The sequence below is a fragment of the Polycladomyces abyssicola genome (assembly GCF_018326425.1).
In the GTDB taxonomy this organism is placed as follows: domain Bacteria; phylum Bacillota; class Bacilli; order Thermoactinomycetales; family JIR-001; genus Polycladomyces; species Polycladomyces abyssicola.
On sequence record NZ_AP024601.1, the window covers coordinates 2,065,848 to 2,086,584 of the forward strand.

A 20,737-nucleotide genomic window follows, 5' to 3' on the forward strand; every position below is an offset into this window, starting at 1 on the left:
GTGAACATTTTATGGAGCCTAGATTCAGTGGTTGAACACGTGCTCCAAGATGTACCGGCGCTCAGCCGGCGTGAAATACTTCCAAAACCAGTCCCCGTAAATCAAGAGATCCAGATGCAGGTGAAGATCGTTGCCGTTGTGTTCCACTCCCGAATACGTGCCCGAATTGCCGACATAGCCGATCAGTTGACCTTTTTTCACGTGTTGTCCTACGTAGAGGCCATCCGCAATCCGGCTCAAATGCGCATAACGGGACATCACACCTTTGTCATGCTGAATCCAAACCGTCCGGCCCCGCATTTTATCCAAAATGTACTGAGGTGTCTGCCCATTATTTTTCTCACCGATCCGCAACAATCGATCCCGCTCGGTATCGGACATTTCTCGATAATCCTTGTCCGCCCTGACCACGATTCCGTCCGCCACTGCGTAGACAGGGGTCCGGGAATCGATCTTCACCCCGCACGCATAACCGTACCAGTCGATCCCTTCGTGTACGCCGTGACGATACTCTCGCGGCGCCCCCGGCAAATGCGATTCGCGCTCACTCACTTTGGCTCCCCGGATGGGTGTTTGCAGGAAGGACAAATATCGAACCATTTGGTCGGGCGAAAACGATGCGCTCGGATCTTTCATCGGAGCCGATTGAACCGGCACCGCATCCCTTACACTGATCCAAGCAGCGGTTCGTTGGAAGCGGATGGTTTTTCCCAAGCCCTCCTTCAGAGCGGACGAGGGAATCCACACCTCATTTCCCCACACTTCGGGCCGCTCCGTCATCGGCAGGTAGATTCCGTTGCGGTTCAACACAGGTGCTGATCGCAACATCTCCAAAACCGTATTGCCTTCACGGATGGTGATGATGCCTTCCTTGGCTTGATAAGAGACTTGAATATGTAGCCGTTTCAGGTCGTTCAAACGAAAATAGACCGTTCCATTCACTGACCGGAACGGCAGAGCGACTTCGGAGGAGGAGCGGTTGGCTTTGGAAGCGGGTAAACGAAATATCGAGGAATGTTCTTCCGCCTGTTGATGCCATTCCCGCAACCATGAACGCCACCCAACTTCGTCCCCCTGCTGTGTGAACACGATCAACAACACCGCCAACAATGAGGCTGCGATGAGGACGATTGGTCTTCCCATGACGGTCTCCCTCTACTGTATTCAAAAGATCCCCTGCATGGACAATCCCATTGTATCACAGGACTCGCCCCTACCATCAAGAACGGGGAATTTTTTCACATAATAGAAAAAACACCTCTATACGAGGTGTTTTTGGTGGGCAGTATAGGAATCGAACCTACGACCTCTTCCGTGTCAAGGAAGCGCTCTCCCTCTGAGCTAACTGCCCAAGTGAAAGTATTCATACTGGTGGGCCCAACAGGACTCGAACCTGTGACCAATCGGTTATGAGCCGACCGCTCTACCAACTGAGCTATAGGCCCATTGAAAGATGGCGGAGCTGACGGGACTCGAACCCGCGACCTCCGGCGTGACAGGCCGGCGTGAACTCCAACTTCACCACAGCTCCATACTTGGTTGCGGGGGCAGGACTTGAACCTGCGACCTTCGGGTTATGAGCCCGACGAGCTACCAACTGCTCCACCCCGCGTCATCTTTTCGTTTATGTCGTTTTCGCTGACGACAACTATAACTATACAACAGGTTCGAGAGGAATGCAAGAGGTTTTTTTATTTTTTTTTCCGAACCTCAGTTCTGTCCCACAAGTAACGTACACCGTAACGACCGCGCCTCGATTGAAACACTTCAACCTCGGCAGGGCTGTCATAGCCGTAGACCCACCAATCCTCCTGGATGCGGGCAGCCAAACAGCGTGCCTGAAAACGCGTATCATACAATTTGGCCCAATAAATCCAGCAAGACATCGGTGTTCCCTCCTGCGGAAGAGTTTCTTCAGGTATTGTGCCTAAACCAGGCTCCATTCATGCCAGGCGGGCTAAGGCACATTTTTTCCGCGAAGGATACGAAGACTCGTCTTGGCGCATAAGATATAGCACAAACGGTTCCCCCGTTTGTTTAGGCCATCTGATCTGCCATTGGACAGATGTTCCCTCCTCTAATCAACCCGGGTGCCAGGCGGCGCTTGGGTCTTTTTGATTCCGAACAAAAAAGCCCCGCGCTTTTTCACGCGGAGCAAGACTCTGATATCTACTTGGATGGTGACACAAACGCTTTTTCCTCTTCATCACGCAGCCGGTGCGCCAGGCGGCTGGATGCGGCGGCCGCCACACTGGCGACCAAATCGTCAATAAATGTGTGGACAGGACCAGATCCATCTTTTTTCGTATCCAGTTGTTTGATCAATCCGATTTTTTGTTTGTCGAGATGGCCAAAAGTGGTGACAGCGATACTTCCATATCCCAACACCGACCCAAGGGCCAGTGTTTCATCGCATCCAAACAATCCCTCATCTGTTCTCACCAAGGTTTGAAGGGGTTCTGACAACATCCCCTTTTCCGCCAAAATATCTAATTCAGTTCCAACAAGAATGGCATGCTGGATCTCCCGTTTTTCCAATACGGCCTGTACGCTTTCCACGCACAGATCGATCGTCAGGTTTTCATTGTAGGGAGCTTGCATCTGATATACTATTTCGGCAATCCCTTCGATGGTAACGCCGCGTTGCTGCAGCCGTTCCATCACTGCCTGTTTCACTTCACGACTGTGAACACGCTTCACGATCCGGTTCCCTCCTCTCCTTCTCCCTCACGGGAGCCTATGTTCATGATAACACACACCGTGATCAACGTGTACGCGCGAAACCTTTCTTTCGCACGTCCTTTATTATCAGCAGGAAAAGGGGGTATAATGGATATACATCGTGTTGCATGTTCACTTGCCTCTTTATTCGTGCGAAATTTCGGAAAGAAATTCGCCTTCATCTACTGCAGACGGTAGACAGCTCCTGCAAATTTGTCAAAAGGAGGGAGTTTGAATGAAATACGGCATTGCAATATTCCCGCAAAAACACGTCCAAGATTTTGCCAACTCCTACCGGAAGCGATATGACCCGCACTATACACTCATCCCACCGCACATCACGTTAAAAGAAGCGTTTGAAATGGATGAGGCCAATCTGGATAAGGCGGTCGACCATCTGGAAAAGGTGGCAAGAGAGTCTCAGCCTTTCGAAATTTGTTTTCATAAAGTGAGTTGCTTCCATCCGACAAACAACGTCATCTATTTAGCTGTGAAGAATGATCAACCGCTCCGCACACTGCATGAAAAAATCAACTCCGGTATACTGTATCACCCCCATCGCTATCCGTTCACCCCTCATTTGACCATCGGGCAAAATATGTCCACAGACGAATTGCATGATGTTTATGGAAGTCTGCGGATGCGCTCATTGAATCTTCATACGGAAGTGGACCGTTTTCACCTGTTGTATCAGCTTGAAAACGGTTCCTGGAGCGTCTATCAAAGCTTTCTATTTAAAGGGTAGTTGTTTGAAGGAGCAAGCGACACCTTCCACGGTAGCGAACCTGCGATTTCAGAGCGTTTTCCCTCTTGCTGCTGTTTTGCAAGCGCAAAGGTCGCTCGTGGGAAAACGCCACCCTTTTGAGAGAAGCGGGTCCGAACTTCCCGTCGAGTGCGGAGCGGAGACGGGAAATCGGATCCCGAGGACTTTTGTCAACAACCTGACAGGGCGGATGCCCTGTTTTTTCTTTCTTTATCTGATTTTTCCTGTTGGATGCCGTGAAAGATCGGGAATACCAATAACGAGCAAAAAGGAGGTATTTCAACTTGAAACAGACAGAAACCGACATTCGAGAAGCGCGAACACCCGAAGAACTCGAAGAAGTGCATCGTATCCGTCGCAAGGTGTTTGTCGATGAACAGCAGATGCCCCGCATCATGGAAAAGGATCGGCATGATGAGTCCGCCACGCAACTATTGGCTTATGATGCGGACCGGCCGGTCGGCACTTTGCGACTTCGCTGGATGGATCCAAAAACGGCTAAAATCGAACGTGTGGCGGTGCTTCCGGAACTTCGCGGCACCGGGATCGGCCGTTCCATGCTGGAGTCCGTTGAATCCTACGCGAAGCGGAAAGGAGCCAAACGTCTGGTGTTGAGTGCCCAATGGCATGCCCGGCCGTTCTATGAAAAGTTGGGATACCGTGCTGAAGGAAATCCTTATGAGGAGCTGGGCGTGACACACATATGGATGAATAAAAAGCTGGCGTAACATTTGACCGGGAAAGGTACCCAATAAGTGGCCCGGGTGCCGATGACGGAACCATTCACGGGGGAAGGAAGATATTGATCATACGCACTCATTTTACTTTCTTGCGGCCATTTTGAGTCGTTCCACCTGATCATAGGCCACCGTTTTCGTGCCGATCGGTGCGTGAAACATGGAACCGTGCCGTTCACCATGAAAATCGGATCCGGCGGTTATAATCAATCCGTGACGTTCCGCCATCTTCCTGTACCGTTCAGTGCGCTCCTCATCATGATCTGGATGGTACACTTCCAATCCTGCCAAGCCGTGGCTGATAATCTCTTCTACCAACGCGTCGTTTTCATACAATCCAGGGTGTGCCAGTACAGGAACGCCGCCAGCTTCCTTAATCAAGTCAATCGCTTCAAACGGGGTAATCCGTTTGGTGGTGACGTAGGCCGCTCCATCTTTACCCAGATATCGTTCAAACGCCTCATCCATCGAGCGAACGACCCCCTTGTCCACCAATAATTCGGCAATATGGGGCCGCCCGATATTCTTCTCGGGTGAGGCGCCTCGCTTTTTGGCCTGCACTTCTTCCCACGTGATCGCAATACCCAATTCGTTCAACTTCTCAATGATTTTGCGGTTGCGCTCTACCCTGGTATTCCGGAGAGATTGCAACCGCTTCAAAAACCATTCCTGCTCCGTATCCACGAAATAACCCAGCACATGAACATCCTGACCGTCCGCCAACGTACTGATTTCGATTCCGGGCACCAGCTCCATTCCCAGTTTGGCCGCCGCTACCGCAGCTTGAGCCACGCCGCCCACTGTATCGTGATCGGTGATCGCAATCGCCCGAAGTCCTGTATCTTTAGCCATTCTTACAACCTCTTCCGGGGAAAACAGTCCGTCTGAAACTGTCGTATGTATATGTAAATCTGCACTCATGATTCAACACATCCTCCCGATTCTATTCGACTTAACCATCCCATACCTTGGCGTTGCATGAATACACGCCATGGCAAATGGGTTTGTTGTGATCTCTTTGTGGCGTAAACCCGCTCCAACCAACTTCGCACATCATCCGATTCTTCCGGCGACATCACCCGTATCGGTCCGACGGGCAAATGTTGGACTCCCACTTTGACCGGTCGGGCGATTACAGACGCCCCTTCCTGCCATTCCTCTGTCGGCCAATTACGAGGATCGGCTGTCAACGGCGGCAAGTCCGATGCCATTTCTTGGAGAATCCAGTTTTCACCTGCACGTGTCAAGAAAAAAACAGAGTAAAAAGAAGCGATCAGTGTACTCGCCCAGACCAATCGACTTTTTTTGTCCAACCATATTCCACCACCGGCGTCGAGATACTCTTGGATCAGGCGACGATGACGGATATTCAAATAATCCAACGCATACCAAATACGGAATACCTGTTCAGCCAACCCGGAAAATGATTCAGGCTGATCCGGTTTCCGACAGGTCAGTTGCTGAAAAATATGGCGGGCACGCACTTTTTCCCGCAACAGCGTTTGCTTTTCCGCATATGTCAGCACATCCTCCAACAGCCGGTAAAACTGCCTTTCTTTTTGCCGCTGGCGGATGCTTCTCCACCGCAAAAAATCGACATGGTGTTCCTCATTAGACAAAAATCGATCCCCTCCCCTTTTCATCATACCCTACTTTATGCACGCATAGGACGACAGGGTTTCACATTTTTTCGCAAGCATTCAATTGCCCATCCATTACTGATTCACACAGCAAAAAAGCGGCCCACTCCCCTTTGGCCGCTTTTTCACCGTTCTTCGATCGTTTGCTCCACCGTTTGATCCCAATCCTCCAACAACACCGGATATATCGCCTCCACCCGATGAAGTGATCCGTCGTTGGCGACTGTTCCCTTCAACCAAAAACGGTATTCCGCCCAGTTCGGTGGAAAGCCCCGCAAATTGAGCGGCAACCACTTTTTCCCCACCAACAACACAGGACCGGACGGCGGAACAGCCAACAAATAGGTTCCCGTCATGGCTGTTTCTTCTGCTGTTCGCTCTTGAACCCCGTGTTGAACCAGCCATTTTCTCACCTCAAATGCCAAGGGCAACGACTGGATCAAGGAAGGATACACTCTGCGATAAGCGGCATACACGGTCTCGATCCCTTCGCCATCCAACCAGCGGAAGAGATGTTTGATCGTGTTGAGAAAAATCTTGGCTTTCACTGCATTGCCGCCAACACGATCAACATACCAGACACCGCAAAAATGGGCGAGCACGTCCTCATTGAACCGGGACCAGGTGAACGATTTCCCAAAATACAGGGAAATGTATTCCACCAAGTACTCCAACGAGCGTGCAAACAACGTCTGGGTGCGTGGTTGGTATTTGGAGACCTCGTTCATAAAAAACAGCTCCAAATGCTGGGTGACCAAATCCGGCAGCCCTTTTTCTTCTTCATTCAACGACGGCAGAGAAGGCAGGGCACGGACTTCAGCAGTTGGAGCCGCTTCTTCCTGGGATGCCTGTGCTTGAGTGGAGAGCTGGTCCCATTCTTTGGCACGATGTATGGCCCAACCCAATACATGCAACCCATTTTGCCGCCAGAACTCCCGCTCTCCCGCCGGATCCCGGGGCACTTGATTCTCCAGATGCATCAAGATCTCCCCTCTCATTTGTTGTGTAAACACGGTGTAGGGGCCAAACAATTCGTAGCGGTTTCCCAGCCGAGAGAGGCGTCCGATCAATACAGCACCTTTATGTAAAGGTTCAAATACCTTGGTTACGTATGTTCCCTCACCGAGAATCGGTTGGAGCAGCACTTCCTGATTTCCGGTGTGACACACCTCATAGCATCCGAGATGAACATCTCGCAACTGATCGGCCACTTCCAACCGATCCGATGGCAGATTCGTCGCCTCTCTCCACACATCGATCGGTCGACGCCCGTCGACACACGGTGTATCCAGCATCAACCAAAATCGATAAGCGAGAGAATATCTCGAAGGAAGAGGTTTGGAGGATGGAAAACGCAGAATCTCTTTAAAACGTTCCTCCCATTTTTTCTCCTCTTCCCTCGAAACGTGTCGTTCAAACCATTCCTTCAGATCCTTGAGAATCTCGTTTTTGATCTGGATTTCCCGCTTTTCACGAAGTTGTTCGGCCGCCTGAATGGCAACGACACGCTCGCAACATTTCTTGTATTTTTTTCCACTCCCACAGGGGCATGGATCATTTCGACCAACCATGGTTCACACTCCAAAAGGATATTCCTTACACTCAGTATATCGGAAATGGGCACAAGAGACAAAAGAAAATTGCAAAAAAATCCATGAAATGACGGTTCAGGGAAGCATTGCAGTATGCTCTCGACAATGTTTTTCATAAAAAAAGAAAACCTGCAGCAACTTTGCCGCAGGTTCCCACGTCTAATCTTTTAGAATGTAAATCGTCACGTTTCGACGACCCCATTGGATTGCCTCCTGCTCCGAATCGAAATACAGATCGATAATGTTCCCGTCGACGGCGCCGCCGGTATCTTCGGCCACACCCACACCGTAACCCGGAATGTACATTTTGGTCCCCAATGGAATCACATCCGGGTCGACGGCAACCGTTCCGCGGTGAGGTGTGGTCCCGGTCGCGGTTTTGGCGTTGCCGCTGGAAGTGTATCCTGTCGCTTCAACGTCCATCGTTTTGGTATATTCCAAACCGGCGATTTTGGAAGAGCCATGCTCTTCAGCCACTTGCGTATCCTCTTTTTGTTCTTTTGGTATCTCCGTTCCTGTGCCGACGGCGACGAGCATATGTACTGGGAGAATTTCTTCAATTAAGCGTTCATCTGTTACTAGAGGTTTGCCGTTTTTGTAGATCAACGCCACTTCGTAGATCCTTTTGCCCTTGACGCCTTCTTTGAGCACTTGCTCTTTGCCTTTTTGCAATTTGGGGTCTTCTTTTTTCACCGTCTTATAGGGCGTAAGCTCCACTTTCTTTTTGATCCGTTTCTCGATTCGGTCTACGACCAGCAACATGTTGTCTGTGATCTTGGCATTCAGTGGGGCGTTCACCTGATCCCACCGATTCAGCTCAATGTGGCGCTCCGCCAAAAACTGTCCCACTGTAGGTTGCTTCGTAGTATAGGTTCCCGTTTTTTGACCGCCGACCTCCAACTGAACTTTGCATTGGCACAGCAGTTGGACCTTGGCATTGTCGGGAAGCGTTTGGTTCCACGGAATACTGGGAATATATTTCTTTTTCAGTTTTTGGATGTCGTACCCTTCGCTTTCCAATGCCTCTTCCAATGTGCCCCCCATCACACTGGTGACCAAGGGCTGATCTTTATCGCTGAAGGTGATGGTCACATCTTCTTGCATCGCATAGACCAGTGTTCCGGAAAGGAGCAGGATGGACACAATCCCGATACCGATCAAAAGGATTTTTTTCATCCAACGCCTCCTTTGCTGAAAAATACCCAAAAACACGTTAACTATTATAGCAGATACGACGAATGTCCAGCCATGAAAATTTTCCCCTTGAGTTTCCATCTCCTTACTGATGCGGCCAGAAAAGAACGATCTCTCACTGATTCTTCAAAATTCACCTGATGGAAAAACAGAAACAAAAAACCCGCCCAGTTTGGGCGGGTTGTCCATGATGCGTCGTTTTCACACGGTAATAGCACACATCGCTTTCCCGGCTCGCGCAACACCTGCACCCTGCAAGGAAGCAGATCATGACTGCTCCAACACGAAGCGCATGACACCGGGGAAAGTGCGATTCGCTTAGCGGAAATTGACCGCGACTCGATTCCATTCCTGCGCTTTCCGTGTCTTCACTGTGCCTGGCTTAGGTCTTCGCTTACCTGGGAAAACATTGCCTCCTTACGGAAATGACCAGACACATATCTAGTGAGCCACGGTGGCGTTTCCCGGCGAGGTACTTTCCATCCCTTCGCCATAGGAGCGAGGAAGTTGTGACGGCGGAATCGGTGCTTCTTCATACTCCGATTTCTTTTCCAACGGCTGCGGCTGGGTCGGTGGCACTTTTTCCGATTCCGGTATCTGCCGTGGCGCTTCGGGTACAGGGTGTGGCTGGTTCCGAATTTCTTCCGGACCGTAAATCGACACAGTTAACCTGCCGTACCGTGCCTGTGCCACAATCAGTACCGGTTGATTCAATTGATTTTGAAACCGGAAATCGGGTCCACCCCACGAGACGGTTGCATCCCTGCCGATCGGGACATAAGTTACCTCTTTACTGTGGCTCACTCGTTGGATGATACGCAATCCCGCTTGGTCGACAGCGTTGAACAAGGTACTGGACGTTTGACAAATGCCTCCGCCGATGCCTTCCGTGTACTCACCACGCACGATAATCGGCGCCGGCTTGTAGCCGCGGGATACCAACCGTGGTCCGACCACTTGATTGAAGGAAAACACTTCCCCCACATCCACCACATGATAGTCAATAGCCTTGGCTGACAACCAGATGTTATGTGATCGATTGGTGTGATTCGGATTGTACAAGGTGGAATAACGTCCGATGCGTTTTTCTTTAATCTGTTCCAACATTTCCGTGGTGATGGTTGGATACAGCGTTCGGTACGGTACGGGCAAAGATTGGTTTACATATTCATGGATGTTGTCAAGCCAGTCGTCGATTTTCTGTTGATCCAATTTGCGACCGTTCTGGTGAGGCTGAATGGTCCGGCTGACAAACCGGGCGTTTTTCGGTGCTCGGTATACACGTTCCTCAATCGGTTTTAACCACGCATGGAACTCTCCTCGGTTCAACGTTGTCGGATCGACTCCATCATATCCAAACCTGCGCAGATCCACAGACCATTGTTGTCCATCCGTTTCCATAATGAACATTTGCGGTGTGGGGGTCGCTTTCGGATGTGACTGACCCGACTTTAGAGGTTCCTGGGCGATGCCACAGCCATACACCCACAGTAGCACCACCGCGATCATCACCGCTCGTTTCATGGTGATCCCCCTCTCTTCGTCTTTTAGTGTGCATCAATCCCAGGAAGATACTTGAAGAAATAATCACCAATCATCTGTGACAAATCTGCCAACGTTTTTTCGATTCGGTGACATCGGCCTGAGAATATGAAAAAAAGGGTATGATAAATCAGAGATCACAAAGGAGGGGAACCGCGTGGACGGATTGACGATCAGTCGGCTGTTGACGGCTGAAACGCTGGGTTTTCACATCATTTGGGCAACCATCGGCGTCGGATTGCCCATTTTTATCTCCATCGCGGAAGCATGGGGAATTTACAAGAAAGATCCCCATTACATCCTCATGGCCCGCAGATGGACACGTGGGTTTGTTATCACCGTCGCCGTAGGGGTTGTGACGGGAACGTGTATCGGCTTGATGCTCAGCCTCTTGTGGCCCCGGTTCATGCAAGTGGCCGGCAACACGATCAGTTTGCCCCTTTTTATGGAGACGTTTGCATTTTTCTTTGAAGCGATCTTTCTCGGCATTTACCTGTACACTTGGGACCGTTTCCGAACACCGATCTATCACTGGTTGACATCGATCCCGATTATCCTTGGTTCAACCATGTCGGCTGTATTTATCACGACAGTGAATGCTTGGATGAATACACCGGCCGGGTTTTCCGTCAAAAATCGTACGTTGACCAATATCCGTCCGTTGGAGGCCATGCTGAATCCGGCCACACCGACCAAAGTGGCACACGTGTTGTCTTCCGCTTACCTGACAGGCGCGTTTCTGCTGGCTTCCATCGCGGCATATTCCATTTTGAAGGGACATCAACACGTCTATTTTCAAAAAGCGCTCCGATTGACGATGGTCTCCGGATTCATCCTCGCCATCGCCACCTTGATCGCCGGGGACCTGTCCGGCAAGTTCCTGGCTAAACATCAACCGGAAAAGCTGGCGGCCGCCGAATGGCACTTTGAGACGCAACGCCATGCACCGCTTGTGGTGGGCGGCATTCTGGACCCCGAAACGTTGGAAGTCCGATATGGTATAGAGATTCCGTCGGCCCTGAGCATTTTGGCAAAGGGAAGTCCTTCTGCGGAAGTGATCGGGCTGAATGATTTCCCTCGACACCTTTGGCCGCCGCTGTATGTTCATTACCTGTTTGACTTGATGGTGGGGATCGGCTTCTACCTGATTTTTATCTCCGCTGTATTCCTCTTCCTATGGGCAAAAAAAGGATGGAATGAATGGCACCCATGGGTGATGCGCGGCATTCTCGCCGGTGGACCCTTATCTTTCCTCGCCATCGAAGCGGGTTGGATCTACGCGGAAGTCGGACGGCAACCATGGATGATCCGCGGGATGATGACAGTGAAGGAAGGTGTGACCACATCGGAACACACACTGCCGGTGTTTTGGATCTTCACATTCCTCTACTTCGCTCTGGGCATCATCGCGGTGACCGTATTGATCCGTCTGTTCAGAAACAAAACACCGGAATCGGAACTGGCCGACCGCAACATCATCCTGTAGAAAGGGAGGTGGATGACCGTGCATCTGGAATGGATCGGGATCATGGTGCTGTGGACTTTTCTGTATGGCTATCTGATCGTGGCGTCCATCGACTTTGGAGCTGGATTTTTTTCCTATTACAGTGCGGTAACCAAACGGGAACACATCATCAACAAGATCATCGACCGGTATTTATCCCCTGTATGGGAAGTCACCAACGTGTTTCTGGTGTTCTTTTTCGTCGGATTGGTCGGTTTTTTTCCTGAAACAGCGTATTACTACGGAACCGCCTTACTACTCCCCGGCGGAATCGCCCTCTTGTTGCTGGCGATCCGTGGTTCGTTTTACGCCTTTGCCAACTACGGAGCGCGGAAGAGTCGGTTGTATCTGTTTCTGTACGGTGCGACCGGGTTGTTTATCCCCGCCTCTCTGTCTACAGTATTGACCATCTCCGAAGGGGGGTTCATCCGCAAAGAAGGCGATGATGTCATCTTTTTGCCGGATCGGCTGTTGACCAGCCCGTATTCCTGGGTAGTCGTCTTTCTCGCCTTGGTAAGTGTACTCTATATCAGTGCCAGCTTCCTGACGTTTTATGCACACCGTGCAGAAGACCGTCCCGCCATGGAACTGTTGCGCAAATATGCACTCGCCTGGAGCGGACCGACGATTTTGGCCAGTTTTCTCGTCTTTGTGGGTTTGTCTCAGCACAATCCCCAGCATTTTGCCAAAACCATGGAGCTGTGGTGGATGTTTGCCTTATCCCTGGGCTGCTTCCTCGGAGCGGTCACCCTGATCTGGAAGCGTAAAGCGTTGGGATGGGCGTTCGTCCTCGTCATGCTGCAGTATGCATTCGCTTTCTATGGTTACGGTATCTCCCACCTGCCGTACCTGTTGTACCCGTATGTGACGATACACTCCGCATTGACCAACTCCACGATGGGAGTGGCGTTGGTGACGGCGTTTATTGCGGGCCTGTTTTTGCTCGTTCCATCATTGTATCTCTTGTTGCGGTTGTTTCTGTTCAATGCAAAATACGTCCGCGGTGAAAAAGGAGGCCCTCACTCTTAAAGGTGGGGGCTCTACAGCGGCTGGTTCAACCGTTGGGCGGTTTCCTGCTTTTCACGGCAGCACGGTTGGGGGGACCGGTTAGAAAGAGATCAATGATGTTTAACCTGGGCACTCACCTGAAAATCTGTTGCGCTTGATCCAATTACCCGACACACTCTGAAAGAGGTCGCAAGAGGATGGTGACGGGACGTCGTCCTCCACTAGGATTCATTCTCCCACGGACATCACACCACCTTTTCCGCTCCGACCGAAGCGACGTTCCGCTGCTTCCACCAATGCTTCAAACAATCTCCGGGAAAAAGCGTCCGTCTTTGCCATGCATTCGGGATGCCACTGTACACCCACGACAAACCGGTGTCGCGCGCTTTCGATTGCCTCGATCACACCATCGACCGTCCGTGCGGCAACCCGCAACGGAGAGGGAACTCTGCGAACGGCTTGATGATGAAAGCTGTTAACCCGGACAGTATCCGCCTGAGCCAAACGATGCAACAAGGTGCCTTCCACGAGCTGGATCGCATGTGTGGCATGGTGACGGGGCGATTGCTGACGATGCTGAAGCAGACCGTCGCGTTGGGTATACAAATCTTGATACATGTCTCCTCCCACAGCGATGTTCAATATCTGACATCCCCGACAGACAGCCAGAAGCGGTTTATCCCTTTCCAATAAAAGACAGACCAGATCCGTCTCCATGCGATCCCGTTCCGGCACAATCTCTCCCAGTCCGGGTAACGGCTCTTCCCCAAACAACGATGGATCGATATCCCCTCCACCGGTTAACACCAAACCGTCTAAACGACTTGCCATCTCAGATACAGCCTCCGGATCATTACAGTACGGAATCGCCACAGGTGTTCCTCCCGCGTTTCGGACCGCATCGCTGTAATCCCGAGACAACGTCTGCCGCCGTTCTTCCTTAAGGGACATCGTCAACCCGATCAACGGCCTCATGTTTCCTCCCCCTTTTGATTCGATCCGGATAACCCATTCAGTTGCTGTTTCAATATACGCATCAACAAGCGGCAACTGTACTGCAGGAATAACCGTTCAAAACAAAAACAACACCGGGTGTGTTCGGTGTTGTGAGACTCCCATTTATTCTGTTTGACGTACGGGTGCCCGATCTTCAAACAAGTATTTGATGGAGTAAATTCCCGCCAACCCCACGAGGCTATAAATGATCCGACTGACAATCGAGGATTCGCGCGTGGCGTCTCCTCCAAAGATGGCGGAAACCATATCCCATTGAAACAGTCCGACCAGCAGCCAGTTCAAAGCACCGACAATCACCAATATGAAAGCCAAGCGCCCCACCGTTTTTCCTCCTTTTTACCAATTCAGCTTCAGTATTTCAATATTTGAAAGGATGTATAACAAAAAAACTCCGGGAATTCCGGAGTTCGTAAGAGAAGAAACTTAAGCACCTTGTTCTGTTTGCTGTTTGCGATACTCTTCCGCCAGCTTATCAATCTCTTTCTTCAGTTCCTCCACCATTTTCTCTTCCGGGATTTTGCGGATGATCTTTCCATGCCGGAACAACAATCCCTCTCCGCGCGCACCGGCGATCCCAATGTCCGCTTCTTTGGCTTCCCCTGGACCGTTGACCGCGCAACCCAAGACGGACACCTTGATCGGTGCTTGAATTTTGGAGATGTATTCCTCAATCTCATTGGCAATGCTGATCAAATCAATCTCAATGCGCCCGCAAGTGGGACAGGAGATCAACGTAGCGGCATTGGCGGCCAATCCGAAAGCTTTGAGCAATTCCCGCGCTACTTTCACTTCCTCCACCGGATCAGCGCTCAAGGAAATCCGAATGGTGGAGCCGATCCCCATCGCCAAAAGCGCACCCAAGCCGGCGGCGCTTTTTACTGTGCCTGAGAACAATGTGCCCGATTCGGTAATACCGAGATGGAGCGGATAGCGGAATGTTTCAGCCGCTTTTTTGTAAGCCTCGATCGCGAGACGCACATCAGACGCTTTGAGCGATACGACGATGTCGTGGAAATCGAGCTCTTCCAAAATGCCAATATGGTAGAGGGCGCTTTCGACCATTCCCTCTGCGGTCGGATAGCCGTATTTCTCCAAAATCCGTTTTTCCAATGAACCTGCGTTAACTCCGATCCGGATGGGAATGCCCCGTTCTTTTGCAGCCTTGACCACGGCTTCCACTTTTTCACGTCGACCGATGTTACCGGGGTTGATCCGGATCTTGTCGATCCCGCCTTCAATCGCTTTCAACGCCAATTTGTAATCAAAATGAATGTCCGCCACCAACGGCACGTTTACTTCTTTTTTGATCAACGGGATGGCTTCCGCAGCCCGCATGTCCGGCACCGCAATACGGACAATTTGGCAACCCGCTTCCGCCAGTCGATTGATTTCTTCCACTGTTGCTTTGACATCGTGCGTTTTGGTGGTGGTCATACTTTGAATGACCACTTGATCATTCCCGCCGATTTGGATGTTCCCAACTTTAACGGGTCTGGTTTCCGTTCGATGGAACATGGATCTGATCGCTCCTTTGTATCGATCCCTCAAATGATGGCGTTATGACAATAATGGATGAGTTCTCTACATTCCACCTATACGAGTATACCATATTTCAGACAGACGAAAAGGGAGCCTTTTGGCTCCCCGGGTCTGATGACTACGTGATCACCATGCGATTTCGGAACACGCGCAATTTGTCAACAACCTAAAAGAGCCTTTGGCTCCATGTAAACGGTCATTAAGTTATTCAAACAGACCACCAAGGTGTCTCCATCAATCCCTAATACCAGACACACCTGGTCGCTTGGCTGGAAGAAGACGTTTGTCAACCTGAGCTATTCACAGCATGAAGTGTTGTATCAGGTTCCCGCACGTTCCTGGACTGCACGGTACACTTCTTCCACCGTCTGTCCCTTGGCACTGATCACCGGTGCGCCCGTGTCAATGTTTTGCATTCCCATCACATCTTTGTCCACACCTGAAATCACACAGCAATCGCAAGTGTCAAGCTGAGTCGACGCGTTCAACGGAACGACTTCATAACCATTGTGACGCAGATATTCTTGTACGTGTTTCAAATCATCTTCCACAGCGATGCGTTTCGCCATGACGGACACCTCCTTCATGGACCATAGGTTTTCACATACTGCCCCGTGATATGCGGGTGATTTTCGGATCCGTTATAACGAATCAGCCTGACGAACGTAGGCGACTAATGCGACGTCCTGCTGCAGTAAGCGGTGTAACTCTTGTTCCGCCTGTGAGATCGTCCGCATCACATCAGGACGATCTTCCAGGTTGATCAATCGGTAACTTTCCTTGCTTTGATCATACGTGTTCATGATCTCCTGATCCGTTCCTTTCGCTTGTTCATCATCATGCTCAACGAAATGGGAAGCATGCCAAACCATCGTAAAGTCCACGGCTCTTTCTTTTTCTGCAATTGTTTGCGTTCCTGCTTCGGTGTTTCCACATACCAGATCATCCGTTCCAACATCATGCGTATCAAATCTTTGGAAGACAAAACAACACCCCCCACGGTCTTAGCATGACCGCAAGGGGGCGTGTTTAAACACGAGTCTATCTCCCGACACCACTGGCTGTTCCATTTCCGCTGCCACTTCATTAGCGTTTGGCCCAGTGATCTCCACTTTCCAGTCGGCAAAATCGCATTTACTTGGCCCGTCGAATGAGAGTCTCTGTACGGCAGGACAGTCAAGTTCGCATCAGCGTGTCGACGACGTTGGTAATCGTTCCCATCGGACGATGGTCCATCTCCGGTTTTCCAGCACAGCGCGGACGGTTTGGACGACTCCGTTTTTCCGCTCTCCAACGGCCGTCACGTTCCAATAACCGGACGGGCCCGGTTGGCCCCGAACCTGCACTTTCGTCCCATCCCAGTTAAAAGACAGGGTCTCTGGAACGGTTCTCCGCTCGGCCAGCATCGTCTGAATCCGGGCAATCCCTGTTTCCGCCGCATACTGCGCCTGCGTCATTTCCCACTGCCACATCGTATCGTCCCTGTTGTCGGACAAGCTGCTCACAGCAGCGGTCAGCAACAGGAATAGCGTCATCGTCACAGCCAATACCACCGGCAACGCGAAGCCGTCTTGCCGACTACGGACTGTCTGCAGTTGAGCGACATCGAACAAACGTAACCACTTCTTCGTCGGCATACCAGTTTTGCAGTCCCACCTCCACCTTCACTCCGTCTTCCACCGGAACGAAAGAAAGAAAATACACTTCGTGCAGCAGAACGGTCGTCCCGGAGAAGGAACGCTCACCGGGATGACGAACATTCCGGATGACCCGCCGTTTTTTCAGCTGGTAACGCACGATACTCCCTTCGGGGCGCTCCAACCACAAAGCACCGTCCGTTCCAGAACGAACCCTGACCGCTCCCCGAATTTCATCCCGGATATCACTGACAAACGCATTGGCTTCCATCTGCAACTGCTCCCGGCCGATCTGTTTTTTCAGCGAGGATTCGACTGTAAACGCAAGGGTAAACACGATCGGGAGCATCAACATCCACAACGCCGTTGTCACTACCATTTCCACATAAGTAAATCCGGCTTGCCGCTTCAGGGCATAAACTGACGGGCGCGCAGACGAAGAAGTTGTTCTTGTTTCCGAAAGTCCCGCCATCGTATCACCACTTCCGACTCCAACAAACGGGAATGAATCCACTTTTTGTGGAGAGTGACCCGAAACATCGTCCCAGCGCGGCTCATCTCCATCGTCCTGTTGACCGGCGGCACAACCCGTTCCCGTTGGAGACGTTCCATTTGTTCCTGTATCAACTGAACGGCTTCAAAGCGCTCATCCTGCACCTGTTGTCGGATTCGCAACTCGGCAAATGCCGGAATGGCCGTAACAGCCAACAAACCGAGAATCATCAGCGCGGTTAACACCTCTGCCAATGTGAAACCGCGTTCAACGCCAAACTTTTTCACGGTACCGTCTCCACACGGACACGCCCCGACGCCACCTGGACGATCACCTTTCCCCGGACCGTGTTTCCCTCCATCAGGTGAATCGTTCCACCCCGCACCTGCCCGCTTCGATGAAATTCTAGACGACCGCCCGGATAGTTGCTGACCAGTCGGTATCTTCGCGGCACTTCACCCGTCCTCCATACGGTGGAACCGGAGAGAATTCGATAATGTCGACCATCTTTCATCACTTGTACAACCACCTCCCGTTCGCGGCTCACCGCCCACCGCTGTGCCATACGCAAATCCGATTGCAGGCGGGACAAAGTCATCTCCCGATCCACCCGTTCCCCGATTTGCGCCGCGGCCGGAAATGCCAACGCGGCCAACAGACCGATACATGCCAGAGTCAATGCCATCTCCAACAAAGTCCATCCGCCTTCCTTCCCGGGGATGGATGTCCGCCCAAGCATCAAACACATGGCTACTCACCATGTTTCGAACAACGAACCCGTTTTTCCGGCGGTGCATCCGGTTGGATCGTATATTTGCCGTGGGCGGGGCATACGGGTTCTGTTCTGAGATACCCTCTTTTTTTCAATTCCGCCACGTTGGGAGGGTATTTTCCCATCTCCAGGTAATAATTGTCCGCCTGAGCGCCGATCAGTTGTCGGTTGGCTTGACACGCCCGGGCCTGCGCCTTTTCTCCGGCCGATTTCAAGTTGGGTAAGGCGATGGCGATGATCACGCCGATGATGAACAGCACCACCAACATTTCCACCAAGGTGAATCCCCGTTGGTTCCCGATCGGGGAACGCATGCGTCCACATCCCTTCTATATGGCTTTCACCAGCTGTAGCATTGGTAAAAACAGCGCCATCACCGTGACAGCGATCATGAGACCGATGCAAAAGATGAGTACGGGTTCCAAACTTCGTGTAAATCGGCGAATTTGTTCATGCATCAATACTTCCGTTCCCTTGGCCATCGACAACAGGGCTTGATCCAGTCGCCCGGTTTCCTCTCCCAGAGCGACCCATTGGGAAAGCGTCGGCAATAACAGATCGGATCCACCGTGTTTCAACGCATTGTGCAGGGATTCTCCCGACAACAAGCAAGATCGAACCCGGTCAATGGATGCCTTTAACGACCACCATGGTGTCAACTCCCGCATGATGTCCAATGCGCGCAAGAGCGGAACGCCCGCCCTCAGCAACAATCCCAGCTGAATGGAAAAATAGTGTGTAAAACGATAGCGAAACATCCGCCGAACCATCGGCAATCGAACTAGCCGTTCGATCCACGGTGTACGTCCCCGGGAAGGCAGCATGCGCAAACCGATCCCTATCACACTCAAGAGAGCAACACTCCACACCACCCACACCAGAGCATCATTCAGCCAGGTATAGAGGCGAATCATTCCGACCGTGAACGGGGGTAATTCCAAACCCATTGTTTCATATAAGACCGCAAATCGCGGAATGACAGTAGTGATCAGAAAAAGAAACGAAAGAATCACCAAAACGAACACGATTACGGGATAGATCACGGCCTGCCCGATTTCCCGTCTCCTGCGCGCAAGCTCGTGATAGTACGCTTCGCACTGATGCAACCCCTGCCCATAATCTCCGTGCTCTTCCGCCGCACTGACGAACGATAGAAAAAGCGGTGGCATCCCTTCTTCCCGCAAGGCTTGTGAGAAACTGACTCCTTCATTCAACTTTTGCCGGATCCGTTCGGCCTGTGCGGAAGTGATCACCCGTTGTTCCGCCAGAATCGCAATGCCGGGCAACAGCGGGAATCCGCTATCCAGCAGGTGAGCGAGCGTCCGACTGAACATCGCCAACCGTTCCGCCGTCCACTTCCATTTCCTCAATGTACTCCACCACCCGAAGACACTCTTCCCACGTCGTGATACCAGCTGCTGCCCGTTCCTTCACATGGTCGGCGATGGTACGCACACCCCGGTGCAACAGATGTTTCCGCATCCGTTCCGATGGCCATCCTTCCGCAATGCCGCGACTCAATGACTCATCCACCGTGACCACTTCAAACACTCCCGTTCGCCCGTGATACCCTGTCTGCTGACAATCCGGACATCCTTCGCCTACGCATGAACCGCAAACCCGCCGAACCAATCGCTGGGCGACGGCGCCGATCAGCGTGGCCGCCACCCGGTACGGCTCTACCCCCATATCGAGCAGACGGGTGATGGAACTCAGCGCATCCGGGGTATGCAGGGTTGACAACACGAGATGTCCGGTCATGGCTGCACGCACAGCAATATCCGCTGTCTCTCTGTCCCGTATTTCACCCACCATGATCACGTTGGGATCTTGGCGGAGTACGGCGCGCAAACCCGCAGCAAAAGTGAAGCCCGCTTTCGGGTGGATCTGAATCTGGTTGACCCCTGGCATCTGATACTCCACCGGGTCTTCCAATGTCACGATATTGGTCTCCGGACGATTCAACTCGCGTAACATCGCATACAACGTCGTCGTCTTCCCCGCACCGGTCGGACCGGTGACCACGATCAATCCATGCGGTCGGGCAATCAAACGCGTCACACGGGACAGCTCCGGCTCGTCCATTCCTAATTCGGCCAACAGCCATCCGTCAGGACGGTCGCGCAACAAACGGAGAACCACCTTTTCCCCGTGCACGGTTGGCATCGTAGATATGCGCACATCCACCTTTTCACCCCGATGTCGGATCGTCATCGCCCCATCCTGGGGCAGACGTTTTTCCCCGATATCCAAATGGCCCATCACTTTTAAGCGGGACACGTATCGTAACATCCACTCAGACGGAATGCGATCGATCACCGTCAAAAATCCGTCGATTCGAAACCGGATGCGCAAACCGTCCCCCTGTGGCTCCACATGGATATCGCTGGCTCGCATGTCAATCGCCCGCTCCAGCAATTTCGCAATCGATGCCGGAATATCCATCTCCCACCACCTCACCCTTTTATACCCATGCACCTCCTACCATTCTACAAATTTCAACATTTTCCTCTTTTTGTCGACATTTATTGTCGTATAAAAATACCTTCACTGCGGCAATATATCCATTAACAGCCAG

Annotated in this window: 25 protein-coding genes and 4 tRNA genes; 4 read left to right on the forward strand and 25 right to left on the reverse strand. The window is 51.6% G+C overall.

What is annotated here, in order from left to right; translation table 11 throughout:
- Positions 1 to 24 precede the first annotated feature (24 nt).
- The 7 genes from KI215_RS10350 to KI215_RS10380 all read right to left on the reverse strand — a co-directional run bounded on the left by KI215_RS10350 (position 25) and on the right by KI215_RS10380 (position 2,700).
- Entirely contained in the window at positions 25 to 1,143 is a 1,119-nt protein-coding gene (locus KI215_RS10350; RefSeq protein WP_212772662.1) for a peptidoglycan DD-metalloendopeptidase family protein, read from the reverse strand.
- 133 nt (positions 1,144 to 1,276) lie between these two features.
- Positions 1,277 to 1,351: transfer RNA gene (locus tag KI215_RS10355), tRNA-Val, on the reverse strand.
- Between the two features lie 18 nt (positions 1,352 to 1,369).
- Positions 1,370 to 1,445 (reverse strand) — tRNA-Ile (locus tag KI215_RS10360).
- A 9-nt stretch (positions 1,446 to 1,454) separates the two neighbouring features.
- Positions 1,455 to 1,531: transfer RNA gene (locus tag KI215_RS10365), tRNA-Asp, on the reverse strand.
- A 5-nt stretch (positions 1,532 to 1,536) separates the two neighbouring features.
- Positions 1,537 to 1,612, reverse strand: a tRNA-Met gene (locus KI215_RS10370).
- A gap of 79 nt (positions 1,613 to 1,691) precedes the next feature.
- Entirely contained in the window at positions 1,692 to 1,886 is a 195-nt protein-coding gene (locus KI215_RS10375) for a hypothetical protein (RefSeq protein WP_212772663.1), read from the reverse strand.
- A 283-nt stretch (positions 1,887 to 2,169) separates the two neighbouring features.
- Positions 2,170 to 2,700 (reverse strand): phosphatidylglycerophosphatase A family protein, encoded by a 531-nt coding sequence (locus KI215_RS10380; protein ID WP_212772664.1) that lies wholly within the window; start codon positions 2,698 to 2,700, stop codon positions 2,170 to 2,172.
- A gap of 256 nt (positions 2,701 to 2,956) precedes the next feature.
- Here KI215_RS10380 and KI215_RS10385 point away from each other — a divergent pair, with 256 nt between their 5' ends.
- Both KI215_RS10385 and KI215_RS10390 read left to right on the forward strand, forming a co-directional pair.
- Positions 2,957 to 3,466, forward strand: coding sequence for a YjcG family protein (locus KI215_RS10385; RefSeq protein ID WP_212772665.1), 510 nt, complete (start codon positions 2,957 to 2,959; stop codon positions 3,464 to 3,466).
- Between the two features lie 302 nt (positions 3,467 to 3,768).
- On the forward strand, positions 3,769 to 4,212 hold the full coding sequence (locus KI215_RS10390) for a GNAT family N-acetyltransferase (protein WP_212772666.1): 444 nt from the start codon (positions 3,769 to 3,771) through the stop codon (positions 4,210 to 4,212).
- A gap of 93 nt (positions 4,213 to 4,305) precedes the next feature.
- On the opposite strand, the gene KI215_RS10395 is transcribed toward KI215_RS10390, so the two are convergent.
- From KI215_RS10395 to KI215_RS10415, 5 genes are all read right to left on the reverse strand, one after another.
- Positions 4,306 to 5,142 (reverse strand): PHP domain-containing protein, encoded by an 837-nt coding sequence (locus KI215_RS10395; RefSeq protein ID WP_212772667.1) that lies wholly within the window; start codon positions 5,140 to 5,142, stop codon positions 4,306 to 4,308.
- Complete coding sequence (locus KI215_RS10400; protein ID WP_212772668.1) at positions 5,139 to 5,840, reverse strand: hypothetical protein; 702 nt, start codon at positions 5,838 to 5,840, stop codon at positions 5,139 to 5,141. The genes KI215_RS10395 and KI215_RS10400 overlap by 4 nt, the downstream gene beginning before the upstream one ends.
- A 146-nt stretch (positions 5,841 to 5,986) precedes the next feature.
- On the reverse strand, positions 5,987 to 7,432 hold the full coding sequence (locus tag KI215_RS10405) for a YecA family protein (RefSeq protein ID WP_212772669.1): 1,446 nt from the start codon (positions 7,430 to 7,432) through the stop codon (positions 5,987 to 5,989).
- Positions 7,433 to 7,612: 180 nt separating this feature from the next.
- The gene (locus KI215_RS10410) at positions 7,613 to 8,629 is read right to left on the reverse strand and encodes a 3D domain-containing protein (RefSeq protein ID WP_212772670.1); all 1,017 of its coding nucleotides are present in this window, start codon (positions 8,627 to 8,629) and stop codon (positions 7,613 to 7,615) included.
- A 459-nt stretch (positions 8,630 to 9,088) separates the two neighbouring features.
- Positions 9,089 to 10,171: a VanW family protein gene (locus KI215_RS10415; protein ID WP_246512085.1), complete on the reverse strand. Its 1,083-nt coding sequence runs from the start codon at positions 10,169 to 10,171 to the stop codon at positions 9,089 to 9,091.
- Between the two features lie 175 nt (positions 10,172 to 10,346).
- On the opposite strand from KI215_RS10415, the gene KI215_RS10420 reads away from it, so the two are divergent.
- The gene (locus KI215_RS10420; RefSeq protein WP_212772671.1) at positions 10,347 to 11,675 is read left to right on the forward strand and encodes a cytochrome ubiquinol oxidase subunit I; all 1,329 of its coding nucleotides are present in this window, start codon (positions 10,347 to 10,349) and stop codon (positions 11,673 to 11,675) included.
- A gap of 18 nt (positions 11,676 to 11,693) precedes the next feature.
- Positions 11,694 to 12,722, forward strand: a complete 1,029-nt coding sequence (locus KI215_RS10425; protein ID WP_212772672.1) for a cytochrome d ubiquinol oxidase subunit II — start codon at positions 11,694 to 11,696, stop codon at positions 12,720 to 12,722.
- Positions 12,723 to 12,929: 207 nt separating this feature from the next.
- Here the strand turns inward: KI215_RS10425 and KI215_RS10430 are convergent, their stop codons facing one another.
- The 13 genes from KI215_RS10430 to KI215_RS10490 form a co-directional block, all read right to left on the reverse strand.
- On the reverse strand, positions 12,930 to 13,676 hold the full coding sequence (locus tag KI215_RS10430; RefSeq protein WP_212772673.1) for a gamma-glutamyl-gamma-aminobutyrate hydrolase family protein: 747 nt from the start codon (positions 13,674 to 13,676) through the stop codon (positions 12,930 to 12,932).
- 144 nt (positions 13,677 to 13,820) lie between these two features.
- Complete coding sequence (locus KI215_RS10435; RefSeq protein WP_212772674.1) at positions 13,821 to 14,039, reverse strand: DUF378 domain-containing protein; 219 nt, start codon at positions 14,037 to 14,039, stop codon at positions 13,821 to 13,823.
- Between the two features lie 102 nt (positions 14,040 to 14,141).
- The gene (ispG, locus tag KI215_RS10440; RefSeq protein WP_212772675.1) at positions 14,142 to 15,233 is read right to left on the reverse strand and encodes a flavodoxin-dependent (E)-4-hydroxy-3-methylbut-2-enyl-diphosphate synthase; all 1,092 of its coding nucleotides are present in this window, start codon (positions 15,231 to 15,233) and stop codon (positions 14,142 to 14,144) included.
- A 344-nt stretch (positions 15,234 to 15,577) separates the two neighbouring features.
- Positions 15,578 to 15,826 carry a YkuS family protein gene (locus KI215_RS10445; RefSeq protein WP_212772676.1) on the reverse strand — a complete coding sequence of 83 codons (249 nt, stop codon included), beginning with the start codon at positions 15,824 to 15,826 and terminating at the stop codon, positions 15,578 to 15,580.
- Positions 15,827 to 15,898: 72 nt separating this feature from the next.
- A complete protein-coding gene (locus KI215_RS10450) occupies positions 15,899 to 16,060 on the reverse strand; it encodes a hypothetical protein (protein WP_212772677.1) in 162 nt (53 codons plus the stop codon).
- Positions 16,057 to 16,242 carry a YqzE family protein gene (locus KI215_RS15980; protein WP_246512086.1) on the reverse strand — a complete coding sequence of 62 codons (186 nt, stop codon included), beginning with the start codon at positions 16,240 to 16,242 and terminating at the stop codon, positions 16,057 to 16,059. Before KI215_RS15980 ends, KI215_RS10450 begins: the two co-directional genes overlap by 4 nt.
- A gap of 202 nt (positions 16,243 to 16,444) precedes the next feature.
- Positions 16,445 to 16,870 carry a hypothetical protein gene (locus tag KI215_RS10460; RefSeq protein WP_212772679.1) on the reverse strand — a complete coding sequence of 142 codons (426 nt, stop codon included), beginning with the start codon at positions 16,868 to 16,870 and terminating at the stop codon, positions 16,445 to 16,447.
- A complete protein-coding gene (locus KI215_RS10465) occupies positions 16,836 to 17,366 on the reverse strand; it encodes a hypothetical protein (protein WP_212772680.1) in 531 nt (176 codons plus the stop codon). Before KI215_RS10465 ends, KI215_RS10460 begins: the two co-directional genes overlap by 35 nt.
- Positions 17,303 to 17,674 carry a type II secretion system protein gene (locus KI215_RS10470; protein ID WP_212772681.1) on the reverse strand — a complete coding sequence of 124 codons (372 nt, stop codon included), beginning with the start codon at positions 17,672 to 17,674 and terminating at the stop codon, positions 17,303 to 17,305. The genes KI215_RS10465 and KI215_RS10470 overlap by 64 nt, the downstream gene beginning before the upstream one ends.
- Complete coding sequence (locus KI215_RS10475; protein WP_212772682.1) at positions 17,671 to 18,135, reverse strand: GspH/FimT family pseudopilin; 465 nt, start codon at positions 18,133 to 18,135, stop codon at positions 17,671 to 17,673. The genes KI215_RS10470 and KI215_RS10475 overlap by 4 nt, the downstream gene beginning before the upstream one ends.
- A gap of 2 nt (positions 18,136 to 18,137) precedes the next feature.
- Positions 18,138 to 18,473 (reverse strand): competence type IV pilus major pilin ComGC, encoded by a 336-nt coding sequence (locus KI215_RS10480; protein WP_212772683.1) that lies wholly within the window; start codon positions 18,471 to 18,473, stop codon positions 18,138 to 18,140.
- 15 nt (positions 18,474 to 18,488) lie between these two features.
- On the reverse strand, positions 18,489 to 19,529 hold the full coding sequence (locus KI215_RS10485; protein ID WP_212772684.1) for a type II secretion system F family protein: 1,041 nt from the start codon (positions 19,527 to 19,529) through the stop codon (positions 18,489 to 18,491).
- Positions 19,459 to 20,604, reverse strand: coding sequence for a GspE/PulE family protein (locus KI215_RS10490; RefSeq protein ID WP_212772685.1), 1,146 nt, complete (start codon positions 20,602 to 20,604; stop codon positions 19,459 to 19,461). Before KI215_RS10490 ends, KI215_RS10485 begins: the two co-directional genes overlap by 71 nt.
- Positions 20,605 to 20,737: the final 133 nt, after the last annotated feature.